This window comes from Ralstonia sp. 25C (genome assembly GCF_051904805.1).
GTDB lineage: Bacteria > Pseudomonadota > Gammaproteobacteria > Burkholderiales > Burkholderiaceae > Ralstonia.
The window spans coordinates 965,736-986,483 of the sequence record NZ_CP196737.1 but is presented as its reverse complement, the minus strand read 5'-3'; the positions used below and the strand labels follow the sequence as shown (position 1 = coordinate 986,483).

At 63.8% G+C, this 20,748-nt stretch carries 18 protein-coding genes and 1 tRNA gene; 8 read left to right on the top strand and 11 right to left on the bottom strand.

Annotated features, from left to right (window positions below; genetic code table 11):
• The first annotated feature begins 231 nt into the window (after nt 1-231).
• The 5 genes from ACS7SF_RS04595 to ACS7SF_RS04575 all read left to right on the top strand — a co-directional run bounded on the left by ACS7SF_RS04595 (nt 232) and on the right by ACS7SF_RS04575 (nt 5,263).
• On the top strand, nt 232-1,440 hold the full coding sequence (locus tag ACS7SF_RS04595) for a branched-chain amino acid ABC transporter substrate-binding protein (protein WP_439891882.1): 1,209 nt from the start codon (nt 232-234) through the stop codon (nt 1,438-1,440).
• Nucleotides 1,441-1,650: 210 nt separating this feature from the next.
• Nucleotides 1,651-2,586: a branched-chain amino acid ABC transporter permease gene (locus ACS7SF_RS04590; RefSeq protein ID WP_439891881.1), complete on the top strand. Its 936-nt coding sequence runs from the start codon at nt 1,651-1,653 to the stop codon at nt 2,584-2,586.
• A gap of 14 nt (nt 2,587-2,600) precedes the next feature.
• Nucleotides 2,601-3,737 (top strand): ABC transporter permease subunit, encoded by a 1,137-nt coding sequence (locus ACS7SF_RS04585; protein ID WP_426394538.1) that lies wholly within the window; start codon nt 2,601-2,603, stop codon nt 3,735-3,737.
• Between the two features lie 15 nt (nt 3,738-3,752).
• Complete coding sequence (locus ACS7SF_RS04580; protein ID WP_426394536.1) at nt 3,753-4,529, top strand: ABC transporter ATP-binding protein; 777 nt, start codon at nt 3,753-3,755, stop codon at nt 4,527-4,529.
• A gap of 17 nt (nt 4,530-4,546) precedes the next feature.
• Complete coding sequence (locus tag ACS7SF_RS04575) at nt 4,547-5,263, top strand: ABC transporter ATP-binding protein (RefSeq protein ID WP_439891880.1); 717 nt, start codon at nt 4,547-4,549, stop codon at nt 5,261-5,263.
• Nucleotides 5,264-5,321: 58 nt separating this feature from the next.
• On the opposite strand, the gene ACS7SF_RS04570 is transcribed toward ACS7SF_RS04575, so the two are convergent.
• The 3 genes from ACS7SF_RS04570 to ACS7SF_RS04560 form a co-directional block, all read right to left on the bottom strand.
• Nucleotides 5,322-5,798, bottom strand: coding sequence for a GNAT family N-acetyltransferase (locus tag ACS7SF_RS04570; protein WP_439891879.1), 477 nt, complete (start codon nt 5,796-5,798; stop codon nt 5,322-5,324).
• 79 nt (nt 5,799-5,877) lie between these two features.
• Nucleotides 5,878-7,065, bottom strand: coding sequence for an acetylornithine transaminase (locus tag ACS7SF_RS04565; RefSeq protein WP_426394531.1), 1,188 nt, complete (start codon nt 7,063-7,065; stop codon nt 5,878-5,880).
• 282 nt (nt 7,066-7,347) lie between these two features.
• Entirely contained in the window at nt 7,348-8,397 is a 1,050-nt protein-coding gene (locus tag ACS7SF_RS04560; RefSeq protein WP_439891878.1) for a CDP-6-deoxy-delta-3,4-glucoseen reductase, read from the bottom strand.
• Between the two features lie 57 nt (nt 8,398-8,454).
• Between ACS7SF_RS04560 and ACS7SF_RS04555 the strand changes: the two genes are divergently transcribed.
• Together ACS7SF_RS04555 and ACS7SF_RS04550 are read left to right on the top strand one after the other, a co-directional pair.
• Complete coding sequence (locus tag ACS7SF_RS04555; RefSeq protein WP_439891877.1) at nt 8,455-9,465, top strand: NAD-dependent epimerase/dehydratase family protein; 1,011 nt, start codon at nt 8,455-8,457, stop codon at nt 9,463-9,465.
• A gap of 1 nt (nt 9,466) precedes the next feature.
• A complete protein-coding gene (locus ACS7SF_RS04550) occupies nt 9,467-11,134 on the top strand; it encodes a sensor domain-containing diguanylate cyclase (protein ID WP_439891876.1) in 1,668 nt (555 codons plus the stop codon).
• 1 nt (nt 11,135) lies between these two features.
• Here the strand turns inward: ACS7SF_RS04550 and ACS7SF_RS04545 are convergent, their stop codons facing one another.
• The 8 genes from ACS7SF_RS04545 to ACS7SF_RS04510 form a co-directional block, all read right to left on the bottom strand.
• Nucleotides 11,136-12,932, bottom strand: coding sequence for a chloride channel protein (locus ACS7SF_RS04545; RefSeq protein ID WP_439891875.1), 1,797 nt, complete (start codon nt 12,930-12,932; stop codon nt 11,136-11,138).
• A 6-nt stretch (nt 12,933-12,938) separates the two neighbouring features.
• On the bottom strand, nt 12,939-13,355 hold the full coding sequence (locus ACS7SF_RS04540) for a MarR family winged helix-turn-helix transcriptional regulator (protein ID WP_439891874.1): 417 nt from the start codon (nt 13,353-13,355) through the stop codon (nt 12,939-12,941).
• A 148-nt stretch (nt 13,356-13,503) separates the two neighbouring features.
• Entirely contained in the window at nt 13,504-14,373 is an 870-nt protein-coding gene (locus ACS7SF_RS04535; RefSeq protein WP_439891873.1) for an ion transporter, read from the bottom strand.
• A 134-nt stretch (nt 14,374-14,507) separates the two neighbouring features.
• On the bottom strand, nt 14,508-16,367 hold the full coding sequence (ilvD, locus tag ACS7SF_RS04530) for a dihydroxy-acid dehydratase (RefSeq protein ID WP_439891872.1): 1,860 nt from the start codon (nt 16,365-16,367) through the stop codon (nt 14,508-14,510).
• 209 nt (nt 16,368-16,576) lie between these two features.
• Nucleotides 16,577-16,661 (bottom strand) — tRNA-Leu (locus tag ACS7SF_RS04525).
• Nucleotides 16,662-16,727: 66 nt separating this feature from the next.
• Entirely contained in the window at nt 16,728-17,612 is an 885-nt protein-coding gene (locus ACS7SF_RS04520; protein ID WP_439891871.1) for an NAD(P)-dependent oxidoreductase, read from the bottom strand.
• A 21-nt stretch (nt 17,613-17,633) separates the two neighbouring features.
• On the bottom strand, nt 17,634-18,803 hold the full coding sequence (locus tag ACS7SF_RS04515; RefSeq protein WP_439891870.1) for an ABC transporter substrate-binding protein: 1,170 nt from the start codon (nt 18,801-18,803) through the stop codon (nt 17,634-17,636).
• A 38-nt stretch (nt 18,804-18,841) separates the two neighbouring features.
• A complete protein-coding gene (locus tag ACS7SF_RS04510; RefSeq protein WP_438930173.1) occupies nt 18,842-19,783 on the bottom strand; it encodes a CysB family HTH-type transcriptional regulator in 942 nt (313 codons plus the stop codon).
• Nucleotides 19,784-19,945: 162 nt separating this feature from the next.
• Here ACS7SF_RS04510 and ACS7SF_RS04505 point away from each other — a divergent pair, with 162 nt between their 5' ends.
• The gene (locus ACS7SF_RS04505) at nt 19,946-20,719 is read left to right on the top strand and encodes a sulfite exporter TauE/SafE family protein (RefSeq protein WP_439891869.1); all 774 of its coding nucleotides are present in this window, start codon (nt 19,946-19,948) and stop codon (nt 20,717-20,719) included.
• Nucleotides 20,720-20,748 lie beyond the last annotated feature (29 nt).

Here is a 20,748-nt window from a genome sequence, read left to right as displayed (position 1 = left end):
TTATGACCTTTCGCCTATCGCGAATGCCTGCGCGAAATGACGCCTGTTTGGGCATTGGGGAAAGCCCGTAAAACGGCGTAATTACGGTAAAAATCGTTGTTGCGACGCGTATTGCATCCGCAAAAAAAGGGGATACAATTCGCGCGTTTCAAATTGAAACAATTCGGCGCAGGGGGAGCGGCCGGGAGGCAGGACGCTCTTCTTGCTCTTGCGAGATCTAGGAGATCACTCATGCAAATTAAGTTTGCCAAAGTTCTGCCGCTTGCGGCTGCCGTGGCACTCGTAGCAGCTTGCGGTAAGAACGAGGAAAAGCCCGCAGACCAAGCTGCTGCACCTGCAGCAACGTCGGCTCCGGCCGCCGCTGCCGGTGGTGGCGAGACCGTCGTCAAGATCGGTCATGCTGCACCGCTCACGGGCGGGATTGCCCACCTTGGCAAAGACAACGAAAACGGCGCACGTCTGGCCGTTGAAGAGGCCAACAAGGAAGGCCTGACCATCGACGGCAAGAAGATCAAGCTGGAACTGGTCGGTGAAGACGATGCGGGCGACCCGAAGACTGGCACTGCCGTGGCGCAGAAGCTGGTCGACGAGAAGGTTGTCGCCGTTGTTGGCCACCTGAACTCGGGCGTTTCGATCCCGGCTTCGAAGATCTACAGCGATGCAGGCATCGTGCAGATCTCGCCGTCGTTGACCAACCCCGACTACACCAAGCAAGGCTTCAAGACGACCTACCGCGTGGTTGCGACCGACGCGCAGCAAGGTCCGGCACTGGCGAACTACGCCGCCAAGACCCTGGGCGCCAAGACCGTGGCCATCGTTGACGATGCCACCGCCTACGGTAAGGGCCTGGCCGACGAGTTCGAGAAGACCGCGAAGGCCGGCGGCGTGAATGTCGTGGCACGTGAAGCCACCAACGACAAGGCGACCGACTTCAAGGCCATTCTGACCAAGATCAAGGGCAAGAAGCCGGACGTGATCATGTACGGCGGCATGGATGCCACCGGCGGTCCGTTCGCCAAGCAGGCCAAGGAACTGGGCATCACGGCCAAGATCGTTGGCGGCGACGGCGTGTGTACCGACAAGGTTGCTGAACTCGCTGGCGACGCCATCGACAACATCGTCTGCTCGGAAGCAGGCCTGGCGCTGTCGAAGATGGAGAAGGGCGCAGACTTCGAGAAGAAGTACCAAGCGCGCTTCAACACGCCGGTGCAGATCTACGCACCGTTCACGTATGACGCCGTCAACGTGATCATCGATGCGATGAAGCGTGCCAACTCGACCGACGCTGCCAAGATCCTGGCTGCCATGCCGGCAACCAACTACAACGGCGTGATCGGCAACATCGCGTTCGATGCCAAGGGTGACCTGAAGGAAGGTTCGATCACCCTGTACAACTACAAGGACAAGAAGAAGAGCGTTCTTGACGTTGTGAAGATGTAATCGAAGGGTTACCGCCCTAAAAACGGCACCGCGCCTACCCTAGCGGTGCCGTTTTTTATAGCCTCGCCAGTTACACAAGGCCCTCACCATGGGCGCGTTCGGCAGGCCGCTTACCAGCAACCTCACCTTACCCATCCGATTGATCGCATACCTTGCGGGCACGCCACAGCGTCGTCTACAACAAAGCAAGGCATAGCAGGAGCTGTTCTCATGGATATCTTTATCCAGCAGATCATGAACGGTCTGGTGCTCGGCAGCATTTACGCGCTGATCGCACTTGGCTACACCATGGTCTACGGTATTCTCGGCATCATCAACTTTGCCCACGGCGATGTCCTGATGGTCGGTGCAATGTCCGCGTTGACCGCCATCAACTTCCTACAAAAATACTTTCCCAATCTGCCTGACTGGCTCACGCTCGTCTTTGCACTGCTGTTTGCCATGCCGGTCTGCGCCATCGTGGCCTACACCATTGAACGGGTCGCCTACCGGCCGCTGCGCAATGCGCCGCGTCTGGCGCCGCTGATCACCGCCATCGGCGTGTCGATCGTGCTGCAGACCCTGGCCATGATGATCTGGTCGCGCAACCCGCTGACCTTCCCGCAGTTGCTGCCTTCGAGCCCGATTGATATCGGCTCCACGGGCGCGACCATCACGGGCAAGGAAATCGTCATCATCCTGGTGTCGATCCTGGTGATGGTTGGGCTGATCCTGCTGGTCAACCGCACCAAGCTCGGCCGCGCCATGCGTGCGACCGCCGAGAACCAGCGTGTGGCAGGCCTGATGGGCGTCAACCCGAACTTCGTGATCTCCGCCACGTTCATGATCGGTGCTGCCATGGCAGCGGTCGCGGGCGTGATGATGGCGACCAATTACGGCAATGCCCACTTCTACATGGGCTTCATCCCTGGCCTGAAGGCGTTTACCGCCGCAGTGCTGGGCGGCATCGGCAACCTGGCTGGCGCCATGGTCGGCGGCATGCTGCTGGGCCTGATCGAAGCACTGGGTGCCGGTTATATCGGTGACTTGACTGGCGGTGTGTTCGGTTCGAACTACCAGGATGTGTTCGCATTCATCGTGCTGATTGGCGTGCTGCTGTTCCGCCCGTCCGGCATCATGGGTGAACGCGTTGCGGACCGCGCATAAGAAAGGGGAGCGCCATGACAGAAACTGCAACCGAATTCAAGGCTCCGAAGAAGACGCGCGCTGCGCTCTACGGCTTCCTGATTCTGGCCCTGTTCGCACCGTTCATCGTCGGTGCCGCAGGTGGTAACTACTGGGTGCGCGTGCTCGACTTCGCGCTGCTCTACATCATGCTGGCCCTGGGCCTGAACATCGTGGTGGGCTTTGCCGGCCTGCTCGATCTGGGCTATATCGCGTTCTACGCGGTGGGGGCGTACATGATGGGGCTGCTGGGTTCGCCGCATCTGACCAACCAGTTCGAGTGGATTCACCAACTGTTCCCCAACGGGCTGCACCTCATCGTCTGGTGGGTGATTCCGCTGGGCGCGGGTCTGGCGGCGTTGTTCGGCATCCTGCTGGGCGCGCCGACGCTGAAGCTGCGCGGCGACTACCTCGCCATCGTGACGCTGGGCTTTGGTGAAATCATCCGCATCTTCATGAACAACCTCGACCGCCCGGTGAACATCACCAACGGTCCGAAGGGCATCAACCTGATCGAGCCGGTCAAGATCCTCGGGTTTGACTTCTCGAAGCGCCACGACTTTTTCGGCATCCGCTTCGACTCGGTCTACATGTACTACTACCTGTTCGTGCTGCTGGCCGCGATCATCATCATCGTGTGCTTGCGCCTGCAGAACTCGCGTATCGGTCGTGCATGGGTTGCCATCCGTGAAGATGAAATCGCTGCCAAGGCGATGGGTATCAACACCCGCAACGTGAAGCTGCTGGCCTTTGCCATGGGCGCGTCGTTCGGTGGCGTGTCGGGGGCGATGTTCGCGTCGTTCCAGGGCTTCGTGTCGCCGGAATCGTTCGTGCTGTGGGAGTCGATCTACATCCTGGCGATCGTGGTGCTGGGCGGCATGGGCCATATCCCGGGCGTGATCCTGGGCGGCATTCTGCTGGTGGGCTTCCAGGAACTGCTGCGTGCCCTGGCCGAGCCGATCCAGAACAAGCTGTTCGGCCATGTGATCGTGGAAGCGGAAGTGCTGCGTCAGTTGCTCTTCGGCCTGGCGATGGTGGTGGTGATGCTGTATCGCCCTGCGGGCCTCTGGCCCTCGCCGCGCAAGGAAGACCGTCCGCAGAAGGCGCGGGTCGGTGGGTTGTCCCGCATCTGATTGGAGGCACGCAACATGAGCAACAACAACGTCCTCCTCTCGATCCGAGGAGTGAGCAAGCGTTTCGGCGGCCTGCAGGCGCTGTCCGACGTGAACCTGGAGATCCGCGAAGGCGAGATCTACGGCTTGATCGGCCCGAACGGCGCCGGCAAGACCACGTTCTTCAACGTCATCACGGGCCTGTACACGCCGGACGCCGGTGACTTCGTGCTGGGTGGCATCCCCTACCAGCCGACCGCCGTGCATGAAGTGGCCAAGGCCGGTATCGCCCGCACGTTCCAGAACATCCGCCTGTTCGGCGACATGACCGCGGCGGAAAACGTCATGGTCGGCCGCCACGTGCGCACCAAGGCCGGCCTGCTCGGCGCGGTGTTCCGAACCAAGGCTGCGCGTGAGGAAGAGGCGTCCATCGAAGACTGGGCGCACGACCTGCTGGAGTACGTCGGCATCGGCAAGTACGCCAACTACACAGCGCGCAACCTGTCGTACGGCCACCAGCGTCGTCTGGAAATCGCCCGCGCCCTGGCCACGCAGCCCAAGCTGCTGGCCCTGGACGAACCGGCTGCCGGCATGAACGCCACGGAAAAGGTGGAACTCCGTGGCCTGCTGGACAAGATCCGTTCCGACGGCAAGACCATCCTGCTGATCGAGCACGACGTGAAGCTGGTGATGGGCCTGTGTAACCGCCTGACCGTGCTCGACTACGGCAAGGTGATCGCACAAGGTCTGCCGCAGGAAGTGCAGAGCAACCCGGCCGTGATCGAGGCCTACCTCGGCGCATCGGCGCACTGATGCAGAGGAACGGAACAATGAAACCAGTGATGTTGAAGATCGACGGTCTGAAGGTTGCTTACGGCGGCATCCAGGCAGTCAAGGGCGTGGATCTGGAGATCCGCGAAGGCGAGCTCGTTACGCTGATCGGTGCCAACGGCGCCGGCAAGACGACCACCATGAAGGCCATCACCGGCCTGCAAGGCTGGGCGGGCGGCGACGTGCAGTATCTGGGCAAGTCCATCAAGGGCGTGCCGAGCTACAACCTGCTCAAGCAGGGCTTGGCGATGGTGCCGGAAGGCCGCGGCGTGTTCGCGCGCATGACCATCACCGAGAACCTGCAGATGGGTGCCTTCACCCGCAACGACGATGCGCAGATCAAGCTCGACATCGAGCGCATGTTCGGCATCTTCCCGCGCCTGAAAGAGCGTGCCAACCAGCTGGCCGGCACGATGTCGGGCGGCGAGCAGCAGATGCTGGCCATGGCGCGCGCGCTGATGAGCCAACCGAAGCTGCTGCTGCTGGATGAACCGTCGATGGGTCTCTCGCCGATCATGGTGGAGAAGATCTTCGAGGTGGTGCGCGACATCTCGGCGCAAGGCGTGACCGTGCTGCTCGTCGAGCAGAACGCCCGCCTGGCGCTGCAGGCAGCGCACCGCGGCTACGTGATGGACTCCGGTCTCATCACCATGAGCGGCGAAGCCAAGCAGATGCTGGACGACCCGAAGGTGCGTGCCGCCTACCTGGGCGAGTAAACACCAAGCTGTCCCATGGAAAACGCCTCGCAGTTGCGAGGCGTTTTTCTTTGGTGCGCTACGCCGATGCGGCTTGATAGACCTTCGGTCGATGCAGTTGCATGAAGCCGCTGTCGCCGGGCACGTCAGTAAAACCGTGCTTGCGGTAGAGCCCGTCGGCATCCGTGGTGACCAGCACGGTGCGGCGCAAGCCTTGCAGCTCCGGATGCTCGCGCAGGAAATCCATCAATGCGTGCGAGACACCTTTGCCGCGCCACTCGGGCAGGACAAACACGTCGCACAGATACGCGAACGTGGCGCGATCGGTGATGACGCGCGCAAAGCCCACGAGGTCGCCGTGCGAGCCGTCATAGCGTTGCTGATACGCGCCGAAGCACAGTGAATTAGCGATCGATCGGTCGAACACTTCGCGCGGCAGGCCGCGGGCCCAATGCGTTTCCTGCGAGAGGAATGTGTAGATGGAATCCAACGGGAGCCACGCGGAATCGTCGGACAAAACGATCCCCGTGGCCGGAACAGCGCGTGTTACGGCCATGGCAAACCTCAATGTAGGGGCAGCAGATGGAGCGGTGAAGGGCGACGCGTTGTGCGCCGCCCCGGTGATGCGATGAGGCTTAGGCGTGCGCCTTGAGCAGCGTGCGGAGCATGCCGATCATCGTGTCGATCTCTTCGGTCGTCACGTTCAGCGCGGGCATGAAGCGCAGGATGTTCGGGCGCGGGGCGTTGAGCAGCAGGCCCGTCGGGTTCATCTCGCGTGCGGCTTCGACCAGTTGGCCGCCGATGTCCTTGCCGAGCAGCAGGGCGCGCAGCAGACCATTGCCGCGCTCGCCGGCCAGGCCGAATTCTTCCGACAGTTGCAGCAGTTGCTTGCGCAGGTAGGCACCGCGCTCTTCCACGCCGGCCAGGAAGCCCGGGGCCAGCAGTTGTTCGATCACCGAGCAGCCGACGGCCGTCATCAGCGGGTTGCCGTTGTAGGTGCCGCCCTGATCGCCGGCTTCGAAGCTAGCGACTTCATCCGTGCACAGCAGGGCCGACAGCGGCACGCCGCCGCCGATGCCCTTGCCCAGCGTCATGATGTCCGGCTCGATGTTCGAGAGCTGGTAGGCGAAGAGGGTGCCGCAACGGCCGCAGCCCGCCTGCACTTCATCGACGATCAGCAGGATCTTGTGCTTCTTGGTCAGCGCGCGCAGTTGCTGCATGAACTCCGGCGTGGCCGGCAGCACGCCGCCTTCGCCCTGCACCGGCTCGAGCATCACGCCGACGGTGTCATCGGTGATGAGTGCTTCCACCGAGGCGATGTCATTCAGGATGGCCTTCGGGAAGCCCGGTACCTGCGGCGCGAAGATGGTGTCCCAGCCGGCCTTGCCCGACGCGCTCATGGTGGCCAGCGTGCGGCCGTGGAAGCTGTGGTCGAAGGTGATGATCTGGAATGCGCCGTTCTTATGCTTCTTGCCCCACTTGCGCGCGAGCTTGATGGCGCCTTCGTTGGCTTCGGCGCCGCTGTTGGCGAAGAACACCTTGTCGAAGCAGCTGTGTGCCGTCAGCAGGCCGGCCAGCTTGGCCATCGGCTCGTTGTAGAAGGCCGGGCTCGGGTTGATGAGCTTTTTGGCCTGCGCGTTGAGCGCTTCGATCATGCCGTCGTTGGAGTGGCCGAGGCAGTTGACGGCCCAGCCCTGTACGAAGTCCAGGTATCGCTTGCCGTTGTGATCCGTCAGCCACGAGCCCTTGCCTTCGGTGAAGACGATCTCGGGCCGATTGGTGATGTACATCAGGGACTGGACGGGGTAGTCAGCAAACGCCATGGCAGTGCTCCAGAAAAAGGCGGCAGGAAGATGAAAACGTGGAAAAACGCGAGTTGGAAAAAGACAAAGGCCACGGGGGGCGCCCCGTGGCCTTGTGATCGTCGAATCCTGTGAACCCGATATGCAATCAGCAGACAGCCGCGCGGCTTCCCGGAGGGAGCAACGTACGGCGGCGTCGGAAGTGCAGGGCTTGGTTCATAGGGCGCAAGAATAAGACGGATGCCAAGTCAAGTCAAAACGAAATTTCGACGGTCTTTGGATTTGTGCAACGTCAGCCGGTCCTTAGCCAGCAGGGTGCAGGTCGGCCTCCGAGGTGAACGAATCGGCGAAGAACGCGTCCGGATGCATCTTGCACTGGGCAGCAAAGTCCGCGCGGGCCGAGTTGATGACCACCGGCGCGCCGCAGGCGTAGACCTCGTGGTTGGACAGATCCGGGTGGTCGGCCATCACGGCCTGGTGCACGAAGCCGGTGCGGCCGGTCCAGGCGTCTTCGGGCAGAGCGTTGGAGACCACCGGCACATACGTGAAGCCCGGGATCGTGCGGGCCCATTCTTCCGCCTTGGCGTGCATGTACAGGTCTTGCGGGCGGCGGCCGCCCCAGTACAGCGTCATCGGGCGCGTGCTGCCGATGAACTGCGCATGCTCGACGATGGCCTTGATGGGCGCGAAACCCGTGCCCGAGGCCAGCAGGATGATCGGCTTGTCCGATTCTTCACGCAGGAAGAAGCTGCCGAGCGGCCCTTCAAAGCGCAGGATGTCGCGCTCTTTCATGGCCGGGGCGCCTTCCTTGGCGCCGAAGACGTAGTCGGTAAATGCGCCGCCCGGCATGTGGCGGATGTGCAGCTCGATCGGGCCTTCTTCATGCGGCGGGTTGGCGATCGAGTAGCTGCGGCGCTTGCCGTCGCGCAGGAGGAATTCCACGTACTGCCCGGCCAGAAATTGCATACGCTCGGTGGCAGGCAGTTGTAGCTTGACGATGGTGACGTCCGGCGCGGCCTTTTCCAGCGACGCGACGCGGCACGGGATTTTCTTGATGGGCACGTCGCCGGCGCCTTGCACTTCGCGCACTTCGATGGTGACGTCCGTCGCGGGCGTGGCGCAGCAGAACAGCGCGCGGCCTTCGGTCGCTTCCTGGGCGGAGAGCGCGTTGGGCGAATGATTGCCCTGCACGATGGAGCCCTCGCGCACGTGGCCCTTGCATGAGCCGCACGCGCCGTTCTTGCAGCCGTACGGCAGGCCGATGCCCTGGCGCAGCGCTGCTGCAAGGATGGTCTCGCCGTCTTCGGCCTGGAACTGGCGGCCGCTGGGCAGCACGTTGATCTGATAAGCCATACTACAATTCCGAATATGTTGAAAAGAGTGTCTGGTCGCGTTGCTGCGGCACGTCCGATGGTGAATCTGTCAGTCGCCCCGCCATCCAAATCTGCCCGATTGACGCCGGGCTTGGGTCGGCCGCGCGTGCTGATCGTCGGCTGCGGCGATGTTGGGCAACGCTGCCTGACGATGCTGCGCACGCGTTTCCGCGTCTTTGCCGTCACCTCGCGCGAGGCGGGGCGTGCAGCGTTGCGAGAAGCCGGTGCCGTGCCCGTGGTTGCCAATCTGGACGATGCCGCTTCTCTGCGCCGCTTGGCAGGCTTAAGCCCACGCGTGCTGCATCTGGCGCCGCCGCCGACCGCCGGCAACGATGACCCACGTACCGCCGCGTTGCTGTACAGGCTGGCGCGTCCAGCTCAACTGCCCCGAGCCACAAAACGTCGCATTTTACCCCAGCGGGCGCGCAGGTCTGGTCGCTTGACGGGCCGCTTGAAAACCCGCCTCCAAGCGCGGGCGTTTGTGTATGCCAGCACCAGCGGTGTGTATGGCGATGCGGGCGGCGCCTGGGTCGACGAATCCCGCCCGGTGAATCCCACCACGGCCCGTGCGCAGCGCCGCGTGGCCGCCGAGCGTCGCGTGCGCTGGTTTGGCGCGGGCGGCGGCTGGCGCACGTCGATTGTGCGCATCCCCGGCATCTATGCTGCCGAGCGTCTGCCGGTTGCTCGGTTGGAGCGGGGTACGCCCGCTTTGCGCGCGGAAGACGATGTCTACACCAACCATATCCATGCCGATGATCTGGCGCGTGCATTGATTGCTGCGTTGTTCCGCGGAAAGCCCCAGCGCGTGCTGCACGCCAGCGATGCGTCGGAGCTGCGCATGGGCGATTACTTCGATGCCGTGGCCGATGCGCGCGGCTTGCAGCGTCCACCGCGTATTTCGCGGGCCGAAGCCGTTGCGCAGATCGAGCCAGCGCTGTTGTCGTTCATGAGTGAATCCCGCCGGCTGCGCAACACCCGGTTGACGCGCGAGTTGCGTGTGGCGCTGCGCTATCCGACCGTGGCAGATTTTCTGCGCTGCGAGCCCTGAGATGAACGCGCCTGCATCGCACACACCGTCTCTCGCGCCTGCCAAGCGTGTGCGCGCCGTGCGGCTGGCCCTCGTGCTGGCGGGCGCGGCGATTGGGGTGGCGCTGTGCTGGTTTGCCGCCACCACGGTGGCGGGGGTAATGGGGGCGCACGACGTACGGCAGATGGTCGATACGCGGCGCCAGCTTGCGGCGCAAGTGGCCGAGGGCATGTCTAGCCAGATCACCGCCGATGTGGCGCTGCTGCGGGCGGTTCCGCAAACGCTTGCGCAAATCGACACCATCCCGCGGGCCGTGGCGCGTGTCGACACGCGACGCTGGAGCCTGATGGACCAGGGCTCGCGCGCCAAAGAGGCGATGTCGCACCAGGAGGTGCTCGACAGCAGCGCATTCCTCAGCACGACCGCGGGCAACCTCGGGCTCGATTACGTGTGGGTGATCGACCAGCGCGGCTATGTGGTGATGGCCAATAACGCGGGCCGTGCCGATTCGTTCGTGGGCGTGCATTCGAGCATGCAGCCCTATCTCCAGGAGGCGATGCTGGGTGGCCTCGGCGAGCAGTTCACCGTCGGTCGGGTGACCGGCGTGCCGGGCTTGTTCTTTGCCGCGCCGGTGTATGACAACGGGGGCTACCTCGTGGCGGCGATGGGCATCAAGGTGAGCCTGACGCGTCTGCAGCACTGGGTGTCGCATCCGACCTCTCTGGTGACCGACCCGAATGGGTTGGTCATTCTGTCCACCGATACGTCGCTGGTGGGCAAGGCTTTGCCGACGGCGCGCGTGCAGGGCATGAGCCCGAGCGATCGCTACGACGCGTACCGACGTGTGGATTTTGAGACGTGGCCCTACCTGCCCACCGCACAGACGCAGCGCAGCGTGCCCGAATGGGTGCCAGTGGAAGTGCGCGATGCGCTGGTGTGGCGCGAGGGCAGTGCGATGCCGTCACTCACGATCTCGCGCAACGCCAGTGCAGACCTCACCGTCATGGTGGTGGAACCGCTGCCCGCTTGGGGCCAGCACATGGCAACGCATGATCGCAATCGCACGATCGCGTTTGTGTTGTTCCTGAGCATGCTGCTGACCATTGCTCTGGTGGTGTGGTCCTTGGCGCGCGAGCGGCAGCATCACCGCCTGCAGCGTCACCTGAACCAGCGGCTGCAGCGTACCAACAGCGCGCTCGCCAACGAGGCGCACTTCGATCATCTGACTGGCGTGCTGACACGGCGCCGCTTTCTGGCGTTGTTCGACACGGCGCTCATGCGGGCCCACAACCGCAACGAGCCGCTTGTGCTGGTGCTGGCCGATCTGGACCACTTCAAGCGCATCAATGACACATGGGGCCACGCGGTGGGCGACCTCGCGCTGCAGCGCTTCGCATCGCTGGCGACAAGCGTGCTGCGCAGCAGTGACCTGGTGGGCCGGCTGGGCGGCGAGGAGTTCGCCATCGTCATGGGCCGCACCACGCTGGAGGCTGCAGCCGAAGCAGTGGAGCGTCTACGGGCCGCTGTGGCCGAATCCGACGAGACGTTCCCTACCGGGCTGACGATGACCGTCAGCATGGGCATGACTGCCTGCCGGCCGGGCGATACCGCGTCGGAGATGCTCAAGCGTGCCGATCTGGCGCTGTATCGGGCCAAGGAAAGCGGGCGCAACCGGCATGTGGCCGGCTAAGCTAGCGTGCCCGGCCCGCGCGCCGACGACGCAATGCCAACTGCATGCGCGCGCCGGATAACGGCACACGACGAAAGCGCTCGCGGCGCTGCTCCTCATCAAAGAACGCCAGCGACGGCTTGACCAAGTCGCTGCGCGAGACAATGCCCACCAGTTGCCGCGATTGCGAATCGGCCACCACCGGTAGCCGCTCCAGCCCATGCACCGCCAGGCGCGTGGCGACGATGCGGCAGGTCTCGCCCGGTAGCGCCATCACCGGTGCATTGGCGCCGAAGAGTTCAGCAGTGGTGAGCGTGCCGCGCGCTTGGCCGGCCAGCAAGGCATCGCGGTCGAGCATGCCGATGAGCGCGCCGCCACGCACCACAGGAAAAGCGCGATGGGCCTGCATCGGGCCGAATCGTTCGGCCAGGACGTCGGCCACGGATGCCGCGGCGTCAATGGTTTGCACCGCACGCGTCATCACTTCATCGACGGCGTGGCGTTCCAGCGGATCGACGGCGTATTCGCGATAGATGTGGAAACCGCGCCGCGCGATCTTCTCGGTCATGATTGAGCGCGGCATGGTCAACACCACAAAGCCATAGGACACCGCCACAGCCAACAGGATTGGGAGCAGGGCGTTCACATCATGCGTGAGCCCGAATGCGAAGACGATGGCGGTGAGCGGAGCACCCAGCACGCCGGCCAGCATGGCCGCCATGCAAACCAGCGGCCACAAGCCCGGATCCCCACCTGGCAGCGCAGGCCCGATCAGCACGCCCAGGCCCGCACCCATCATCAAGAGCGGCGCCAGCACACCGCCCGAGGTGCCCGAGCCCAGCGCGATGACCCAGATGATGGCTTTGACCACCAGCAGCGCCAGCGCCACGCGGATGGCCAGGTGGTTGTGCAGGAGATCGCCGATAACGTCGTAGCCGACCCCCAGTGCACGCGGCTCGAAATAGCCGCCGATGCCGACGGCCAACCCGCCGATGGCCGGCCACCACATCCAGTGGATTGGCAGGTGGCCGAACAGGTCTTCGGTTTTGTACAGCGCCATCGAGAGCGAGCGCGCCAGCGCGCCGCACAGCAGGCCGGCGACCACGCACGACCCTAGCGCAGGCAGGGTCGCGGGGGCCGTGTCCAGCGGAAACAGCGGGCCGGCCTCTAGCACCAGTACGCGCAGAAAACCAGCCACCGCACACGCCACTGCCACGGGTAGCATGCTGCGGGGCCGCCATTCAAACAGCAGCAGTTCCACGGCCAGCAGCAGCGCGGCCACCGGCGTACCGAACACGGCGGTCATGCCGGCCGTGGCGCCGGCCACGAGCAGCGTTTTGCGCTCGGCCGCCGTCAGCTTGAAGAACTGCGCAAACAGCGAGCCGATCGCGCCGCCCGTCATGATGATCGGCCCCTCGGCGCCGAAGGGTCCGCCGCTGCCGATCACGATGCCCGACGATAGCGGTTTGAGCACCGCCACCTTGGGCGACATCTTGCTCTTGCCGAACAGAATGGCTTCGATGGCCTCGGGAATGCCGTGACCACGGATCTTCTCCGAGCCGAAGCGCGCCATCAGCCCGACGATCAGCCCGCCGAACACTGGCACGGCAATCACCCACACGCCCAGCGTGTTGGTGGCCGGGGAATGCTCCGCCAGCGACAGCGTCTGGAAAAAGAACAGGTTGGTGAAGAAGCGGATCAGGTTGAGCAAAGCCACGGCTGCCAGCGTGGCAAATACCGCAATCACCACTGCGAGCGCGGAGGTGCGGAACAGCATGGTATCGGTTGCAAAGTCGCGCCGGTGTCCAAAGGTTTGCATGGCGTGCTACGGATCGAGATGGGGAATCTTGAAGGCGCGGCTAAAGGCAGCCAGCTCGCTCTGATGCAGCGCGGCCAGCAGGGCGACGAGGCGATCGCCCTTTTTGGTGAGGTGGACTTCCACCTGCCGCGCGTCGGCATCGCTGGGGCGGCGCTCGACCAGGTCGATCTCCTCGCAGCGCGTCACGAGTGCCGCCGTGCCGTGCGGTGCGGCTTGCAGACGTTCGGCCAATTCGCCCACGGTGGCCCATTCGCGGCCGGCAAACCCCTTGATATGCAGCAGCAACTGATACTGCAGCGGTGTGATCCCCTTGGACTGGATCAAGTTTTCAGATGCGCGCAGAAAGCGGCGCAGGTGATAGCGGAAATCGGACAGGGTCTCGAAATCCTGCTTGGATAACAGGCGAGGTGGGGGGGCTGGCATGGTTTGATGAAGCGGTTTCGGCGGAATATATCACAACATGACATATTTGGCGGTCGCGATGTCGTCCGCAGTGCAGTCGCCGTGGCCACCACGTGCAAAAGCAAAAAGGCCAAGCGGTTGCTTGGCCTTCGGTGGTGAACGGAGTGAGTCAGTGTGGAGGGCTGGGCGGCGGGTGAGTGTCCGGCGCCCGGCATGCAGCGGAGGGATCGACCACGGAGACTGCCCCGCCGCAGTAGGGGCATCGCGGTGTGTCGTTGGTGTCTGCCGACGGTGCGGTGGGCCGATTGCGCTCCAGTGCCGTCGCAATGAGTTCCGCCCCCATGATGCCGGTCGGGAACGCGATGATGCCGTAGCCGAGCAGGATCGCGCATGACGTAATCAACCGGCCTAACGGAGTTTGCGGTGTGAGGTCGCCGTAGCCGGTGGTGCTCATCGTCACCGCTGCCCAGTACACACCCACGGGAATGCTCGTGATGCCGTTTTCCGGCCCTTCCACGAGATAGATCACCGTGCCCAGGATGACCACCAGCACGAACATGCCGCCGATGAAGACGAAGATCTTGCGGCGTGCGCGGGTAAGCGCGCGAATGAGCGCCTGGCCTTCTTCCAGATAAATCGATAGCCCAAGAATGCGGAACACGCGCAGCAGCCGCAGCAGGCGTACGTCAATCAGCGCGTGCAGGCCGGGGAAGAAAAACGCGAGATAGGTCGGCAGCACCGACACCAGGTCGACGATGCCGAAGAAGCTGCGCGCATAGGCGACGGGTTTGGGGGCGGTGAGCAGGCGGAACAGATATTCCGCCGTGAACAGCAACGTGAACGCCCACTCGGCCACATACAGTGCCTCGCCGTATTGGGCGTGCAGGTCTTTCACGCTGTCGGCCATGACGACGAGCACGCTGGCAACGATGAGCGCCAGCGTCGCGAGGTCGAGATTGCGCTGGAATCGCGCGGGGCTGACGGCATCGCTGGCGGCGTGACGCACGATGCTTACGAAACGTCGGAATGATGTCTTCATGCGGGCGACTGTAGGCGGCACAAGTCGTAACGCATATCGGAACTGGCTGATTCGGGGTAATGCGGCGGTTGGCGAAAAAAAACCGCTCCGAAGAGCGGTTTCAGCAGCAGTGGGGCGCTGGCCCCGCTGTGCTATCAGTCCTCCAGCTGCGACAGGTCGCGCACGGCACCCTTGTCCGCCGACATGACCAGCTTGGCATACGCCTTGAGCGCCGCCGACACCTTGCGCGGACGTGCCTTTGCGGGCTTCCAGCCCTTGGCGTTCTGCTCTTCGCGGCGACGCGCCAGCTCTTCATCCGACACCAGCACGTTGATCGTGCGATTCGGAATGTCGATGCGGATCTTGTCGCCATTGCGCACCAGACCGATTGCGCCGCCCGCAGCCGCTTCCGGCGAGCAGTGGCCGATCGACAGGCCCGACGTGCCGCCGGAGAAGCGGCCGTCCGTCAGCAGTGCACAGGCTTTGCCCAGGCCCTTCGACTTGATGTAGCTCGTCGGGTAGAGCATTTCCTGCATGCCGGGGCCGCCCTTGGGGCCTTCGTAACGCACGACCACCACGTCGCCCGCCTTGACCTTGTCGGCGAGGATGTTCTCCACCGCTTCGTCCTGCGATTCGGTCACGTGCGCCGTGCCTTCGAAGACGAGGATGCTCTCGTCCACGCCGGCGGTCTTCACCACGCAGCCGTCCAGCGCGATATTGCCCCGCAGCACGGCTAGACCGCCTTCCTTCGAGAACGCGTGGTCGTACGAGCGGATACAGCCTTCAGCGCGATCGAGGTCCAGGCTCGGCCAACGCGTGTTCTGGCTGAACGCCACCTGCGTCGGGATGCCAGCCGGGCCAGCACGGTAAAACGTCTGCACGGCTTCGTCGGACGTGCGGACGATATCCCACTGGTCCAGCGCGTCCTTCATCGTGGGGGTGTGCACGGTCGGCACGTCGGTGTGCAGCTTGCCGGCGCGGTCCAGCTCACCCAGGATGGCCATGATGCCGCCCGCGCGGTGCACGTCTTCGATGTGGTACTTGTTCGTGTTCGGCGCGACCTTGCAGAGCTGCGGCACAACGCGCGACAGGCGGTCGATGTCGGCCATCGTGAAGTCGATCTCGGCTTCCTGTGCGATGGCCAGCAGGTGCAGGATCGTGTTGGTCGAGCCGCCCATGGCGATGTCGAGCGTCATGGCGTTCTCGAACGCCTTGAAGCCGACCGAGCGCGGCAGCACGCGTTCGTCGTCCTGCTCGTAGTACTGGCGGGCCAGTTCCACGATGCGACTGCCAGCGCGCTTGAAGAGCTGTTCGCGGTCTGCGTGCGTGGCGACCACGGTGCCGTTGCCCGGCAGCGACAGGCCCAGTGCTTCGGTCAGGCAGTTCATCGAGTTGGCCGTGAACATGCCCGAGCACGAACCGCAGGTCGGGCACGCCGAGCGTTCGACTTCCGCCACTTCTGCGTCGGAATACTTGCTGTCGGCGGCAATCACCATCGCGTCGATCAGGTCGAGCTTTTTGATCTCGATGGCCTTGGTGACGGGGTTGGCAAGCTTGGTCTTGCCGGCTTCCATCGGGCCGCCCGACACGAAGATCACCGGGATGTTCAGTCGCATGGCGGCCATCAGCATGCCCGGGGTGATCTTGTCGCAGTTGGAGATGCAGACCATGGCATCCGCGCAGTGCGCGTTGACCATGTATTCCACCGAGTCGGCAATGATGTCGCGGCTCGGCAGCGAATACAGCATGCCGTCGTGGCCCATGGCGATGCCGTCATCCACGGCGATCGTGTTGAATTCCTTGGCGACACCGCCTGCGGCTTCGATCTCGCGCGCGACGAGCTGGCCCAGATCCTTCAGGTGCACGTGGCCAGGCACGAACTGGGTGAACGAGTTGACGACCGCGATGATCGGCTTCTGAAAGTCTTCGTCTTTCATGCCGGTGGCGCGCCACAGCGAGCGCGCACCTGCCATGTTGCGGCCGGCGGTGGAGGTTTTGGAACGGTAGGTGGGCATGGTGGGGTGCTGAAGAAGGTTCAAAACTGAACGGGCCACGCGGATACAGGCCCTCGCGCGCCGGTGCGAACAACCTCTTGAGCTACGCCCGGGCAAAACGTCATTATCCCACGGCTAGGGAGGCGCGTTGTGGGTAGGCGCCCGATGCACATCCAAATGTGCGCCCAATGAAAAAGCCGCTTCTGCGTGAACAGAAGCGGCTTGGAATCTGGTGCCCGGGGCCGGAATCGAACCGGCACGCCTTGCGGCGGGGGATTTTGAGTCCCCTGCGTCTACCAATTTCACCACCCGGGCAGGTGCGATGAGCCGGCAATTATGCCAGAAGTCTGGCAGACCTCACAAGGCAGGATCAGCCGATGGTCAATCCGGCTTACGTTCGTTCTGCAGCTCGAGCACGCGCAATAGGGACGACGTGTCGTCATATCCCCAGCCGTTGGCGACCAGCGTGTTGAGCTGAGACGCCACCAGCTCCATGGCCGGCATCTGCAGGCCGAGCTCGTGGGCAATTTCGCGCACGAGGCCGAAATCTTTGTCGTGCAGGCGCGCTTCAATGCCGGCGGCAAAGTGTCGTTCGGCCATCTTCGGGCCCATCATGTCGAGCATGCGGCTGCCCGCAAAGCCCGGCCCGATGGCCGCCAGCACGCGCGACGGGTCGGTGCCCTGGGCCTGTGCAAACAGCATCGCCTCGGCAATCCCCTGGATGTTGATGACCTGCACGATCTGGTTGCACGCCTTGGCCACTTGGCCCGAACCGTGGCCGCCGATGTGCGTGATGGTGGTGCCAAGCAGTTGCAGCAGCGGGCGTACGCGTTCAAGCACTTCCGGCTTGCCGCCCACCATGATCGACAGCGTGGCCTTCTGCGCGCCCATGGTGCCGCCCGAGACGGGCGCATCCAGGAATTCCAGTCCAGCCGCTCCAAGCTCGGCCGCAATGCGGCGCGTGGCCACGGCGGAGATCGTGCTGTGGTCAATGCACACCGCGCCACGGGGTGCGCCGTGGATCACGCCATCCGGCCCCAATAGCACGCCCTCCACATTAGCCGTGGAAGTGACGTTGGTGAAAATGACCTCGGCGTCGCGTGCAGCTTCGGCGGGCGTGTTGACTGGCTCGGCGCCGATAGCGCGTGCGTTGTCGGCAGCTTCGGGGCGACGCACGTAGGCGCGCACGGTGTGGCCGGCTGCAATCAGGTGCTGGACCATCGGCGTGCCCATGTTGCCGAGGCCGATGAAGGCAATGCGTGTCATGGCGGGTGTCTCGTTGTCTCTTTACTTCGGGCCGGCGTAAGCGAAGTGGCCATTCTTGATGATGCCCATGACGCGCGAGCGTTGGTCGAAGCCCTGGTGATCCTGGGCATTCAGGTTCAGCACGCCGTTGGGCACCGTCAGATCGCGCGTGGTTTCGAGCGCATCGCGCAGGGCGGCGCGGAAGGCCAGAGTACCGGGCTTGGCCCCGGTTTTCAGCGCACGGGCCGTGGCGTTGTCGAGCAATTGATAGGCGCCCCAGGCATCACCGGCAAATTGCGTGACGGTGTTCGGGCCGTACTTGGCTTCGTAGCGGTCAGCAAATTCCACGGCGACCTTGCGGACTGGATGGCCGGCCGGCAACTCGCGCGCCACCACCACCGGGCCAGTCGGGAAGAGCGTGCCTTCCACGTCCTTGCCGCCCACCTTGAGGAATTCGGTGCTGGCGATGCCGTGCGTCTGGTAGATGCGGCCCTTGTAGCCGCGCTCGACCAGCGTGCGCTGGGGCAGGGCAGCCGGCGTGCCGGCCCCGGCAATCAGGATGGCATCGGGTTTGGCGGCCATCAGCTTGAGGATCTGGCCCGTGACGCTGGTGTCCGTGCGCGCAAAGCGCTCGTTGGCGACGACCTTCAGCTTGCGTACGTCAGCCAGCTTCGAGAATTCACGCCACCAGCTCTCGCCATACGCATCGGTAAAACCGATAAAGCCGACGGTGTGCACGCCGTTGTCCGCCATGTGCTGCGTGACCAGCGTGGCCATCTGCGAATCGTTCTGCGGCATCTTGAACGCCCAGCGGCGCTTGGCATCCTGCGGCTCCACGATGGATGCCGACGCGGCCAGCGTGACCATGGGCGTTTGCCCCTCGGCTACGGCGTCAAGCGAGGCCAGCGCCGTCGGCACGATCGTCGGGCCGACGATCACATCCACCTTGTCTTCGGCGATCAGCTTGCGCACGTTGCGCACGGCCATCGAGGGGTCGGACGCATCGTCCAGGATGATGACCTGCGCGCGCTGGCCGCCGATCGTGGTGGGCCACATCTGCACGGTGTTCTTGCTCGGGATGCCGATGGCGGCAGCAGGGCCGGTGGTCGACAGGACCACGCCCACACGAATATCGGCGTGGGCGGGCAAGGCGAGAGCGGCAGCGCTGGCAATGAGCGCGAGGCCGCACAGCAGGCGACGTCGGGTCGTCATGAGGTCTCCGGAAAATTCAGGGGAGGGTCAGGCGAAAATCACAGCTCGTACGCTTCGTGATCGCCGGACATCAGTTGCTCGACCAGCTTGCGCGTGAGCGTGGGCGCAAACAGTTCGATGAAGGTGTAGACAAAGCCACGCAAGTACGCGCCCTGCTTGACGCCCAGGTGCGTGACGTTGGTGCCAAACAGATGCCCGGCCGGAATCGCACGCAGATTGCGGTCGCGTTCGGCATCAAACGCCACGCCGGCGACGATTCCGACGCCCAGGCCCACTTCGACGTAGGTCTTGATGACATCGGCGTCGATGGCTTCCAGCACGATGTCGGGCTTGATCTGGCGCAGTTCGAAGGCGTGGTCGATCTTGGGCCGGCCGGCGAAATGCTGGTCGTAGGTGATGATCGGGTAGCCCTTCAGGTCTTCCAGCGTCAGATGCTGGCGCGAAAGCAGCGGGTGGTCAGGTGGCGTCACCACCACGTGCTGCCATTGGTAGCCCGGGATCGAGATCAGATCCTTCACATGCGACATGCCCTCGGTGGCGATGGCGATATCGGCCTGGTCGTGCAGCACCATCTCGGCGATCTGCGCGGGCGTGCCCTGCTGAATAGACAGGCGCACCTTGGGGTACTTGCGGGTGAACTCGGCAATCGCTTTGGGCAGGGCGTAGCGCGCTTGCGTGTGCGTGGTGGCGATGGTGAAGTTGCCCTGGTCCTGCGCGGCGTAGTCCTTACCCACGCGCTTGAGCGTTTCGACCTCTTCCAGCACACGTTCGACCGACGCCAGAATGCGCCGTCCCGGCTCCGTGAGACCCCGGATGCGCTTGCCGTGTCGTGTGAAGATGTCGACACCCAGCTCTTCCTCCAGCTCGATAATGGCTTTGGAGACGCCGGGTTGTGATGTATAGAGCGCTTTTGCCGCTTCGGTCAGGTTGAATTTCTGCCGCACGGCCTCGCGAACGAAGCGAAATTGGTGAAGGTTCATGGCTGGCGATCGGATGCAAGAAAAAGCGAGCGATCAGATCGTTACTTATAACCGAGCCCATATAAACAAACAATTTTTTATTGGTTTGCGATATGAGGCAGCGTCATTACGATGCTCGAACTCCGTGATAACACGCCCTCACTGTCCCTTTTTCCCCGCGCTATGACGCTTGCCTATACGGTTTCCGGTTTGCTGGTCGGCCTGTTGGTCGGCTTGACGGGCGTGGGCGGCGGTTCGCTGATGACCCCGCTGCTGACGCTGATGTTCGGCTTCTCGCCGGCCACCGCAGTGGGCACTGACTTGGCGTTTGCGTCGCTGACCAAGGGCGTCGGCACGATTGCCCACCGCAGCCACGGCCATGTCCGCTGGGACATCGTCAAGCGGCTCTGCCTGGGCAGCCTTCCCGCCGCGCTGGTGACGGTGCTGGTGCTCAAGAGCGTGGGCAATCTGGATGCCGAGTGGATGCACATCATCCGCGTGACGATTGGCGTGTCGGTCATCCTGACAGTGATTTCGCTGTTGTTCCGCCAGCGCGTGCTGGGCTGGCTGGCCCGCAACCCGCGCTATCGTCTGCAAGGCACGGTACTGGCCGCGGCCACGGTATTCGTCGGGGTGGTGCTGGGTGTACTGGTGACCGTGTCGTCCATCGGCGCCGGTGCCGTGGGCGCGACGCTGATCCTGATCCTGTACCCCGAATTGAAGAGCGCCGAAGTGGCCGGCACCGATATCGCCTACGCCGTGCCGCTGACTGCCGTCGCGGGCCTTGGCCACATGTACCTGGGCACGATCGACTGGAACCTGCTGCTGTCGCTGCTGGTGGGCTCCATCCCGGGTATCTGGCTGGGGGCGCGCCTGTCCAAGAATCTGCCGGAACGTCTGGTGCGCGGCGCGCTTGCCGCCACGCTGACGGTCACGGCCATCAAGCTGGTGTCGTGATGCGCAACGTTCGCAATGTCATGCCGACC

Excerpts from the sequence above, each read along its gene's own strand:
- ACS7SF_RS04590 (WP_439891881.1), top strand. The coding sequence starts at position 1,651 with ATGGATATCTTTATCCAGCAGATCATGAACGGTCTGGTGCTCGGCAGC.
- ACS7SF_RS04515 (WP_439891870.1), bottom strand. The coding sequence starts at position 18,803 with ATGACGACCCGACGTCGCCTGCTGTGCGGCCTCGCGCTCATTGCCAGC.
- ACS7SF_RS04540 (WP_439891874.1), bottom strand. The coding sequence starts at position 13,355 with ATGCCAGCCCCCCCACCTCGCCTGTTATCCAAGCAGGATTTCGAGACC.
- ACS7SF_RS04555 (WP_439891877.1), top strand. The coding sequence starts at position 8,455 with ATGGTGAATCTGTCAGTCGCCCCGCCATCCAAATCTGCCCGATTGACG.
- ACS7SF_RS04545 (WP_439891875.1), bottom strand. The coding sequence starts at position 12,932 with ATGCAAACCTTTGGACACCGGCGCGACTTTGCAACCGATACCATGCTG.
- ACS7SF_RS04560 (WP_439891878.1), bottom strand. The coding sequence starts at position 8,397 with ATGGCTTATCAGATCAACGTGCTGCCCAGCGGCCGCCAGTTCCAGGCC.
- ACS7SF_RS04505 (WP_439891869.1), top strand. The coding sequence starts at position 19,946 with ATGACGCTTGCCTATACGGTTTCCGGTTTGCTGGTCGGCCTGTTGGTC.
- ACS7SF_RS04595 (WP_439891882.1), top strand. The coding sequence starts at position 232 with ATGCAAATTAAGTTTGCCAAAGTTCTGCCGCTTGCGGCTGCCGTGGCA.
- ACS7SF_RS04565 (WP_426394531.1), bottom strand. The coding sequence starts at position 7,065 with ATGGCGTTTGCTGACTACCCCGTCCAGTCCCTGATGTACATCACCAAT.
- ACS7SF_RS04580 (WP_426394536.1), top strand. The coding sequence starts at position 3,753 with ATGAGCAACAACAACGTCCTCCTCTCGATCCGAGGAGTGAGCAAGCGT.
- ACS7SF_RS04520 (WP_439891871.1), bottom strand. The coding sequence starts at position 17,612 with ATGACACGCATTGCCTTCATCGGCCTCGGCAACATGGGCACGCCGATG.
- ilvD (WP_439891872.1), bottom strand. The coding sequence starts at position 16,367 with ATGCCCACCTACCGTTCCAAAACCTCCACCGCCGGCCGCAACATGGCA.
- ACS7SF_RS04585 (WP_426394538.1), top strand. The coding sequence starts at position 2,601 with ATGACAGAAACTGCAACCGAATTCAAGGCTCCGAAGAAGACGCGCGCT.
- ACS7SF_RS04570 (WP_439891879.1), bottom strand. The coding sequence starts at position 5,798 with ATGGCCGTAACACGCGCTGTTCCGGCCACGGGGATCGTTTTGTCCGAC.
- ACS7SF_RS04510 (WP_438930173.1), bottom strand. The coding sequence starts at position 19,783 with ATGAACCTTCACCAATTTCGCTTCGTTCGCGAGGCCGTGCGGCAGAAA.
- ACS7SF_RS04535 (WP_439891873.1), bottom strand. The coding sequence starts at position 14,373 with ATGAAGACATCATTCCGACGTTTCGTAAGCATCGTGCGTCACGCCGCC.
- ACS7SF_RS04575 (WP_439891880.1), top strand. The coding sequence starts at position 4,547 with ATGAAACCAGTGATGTTGAAGATCGACGGTCTGAAGGTTGCTTACGGC.
- ACS7SF_RS04550 (WP_439891876.1), top strand. The coding sequence starts at position 9,467 with ATGAACGCGCCTGCATCGCACACACCGTCTCTCGCGCCTGCCAAGCGT.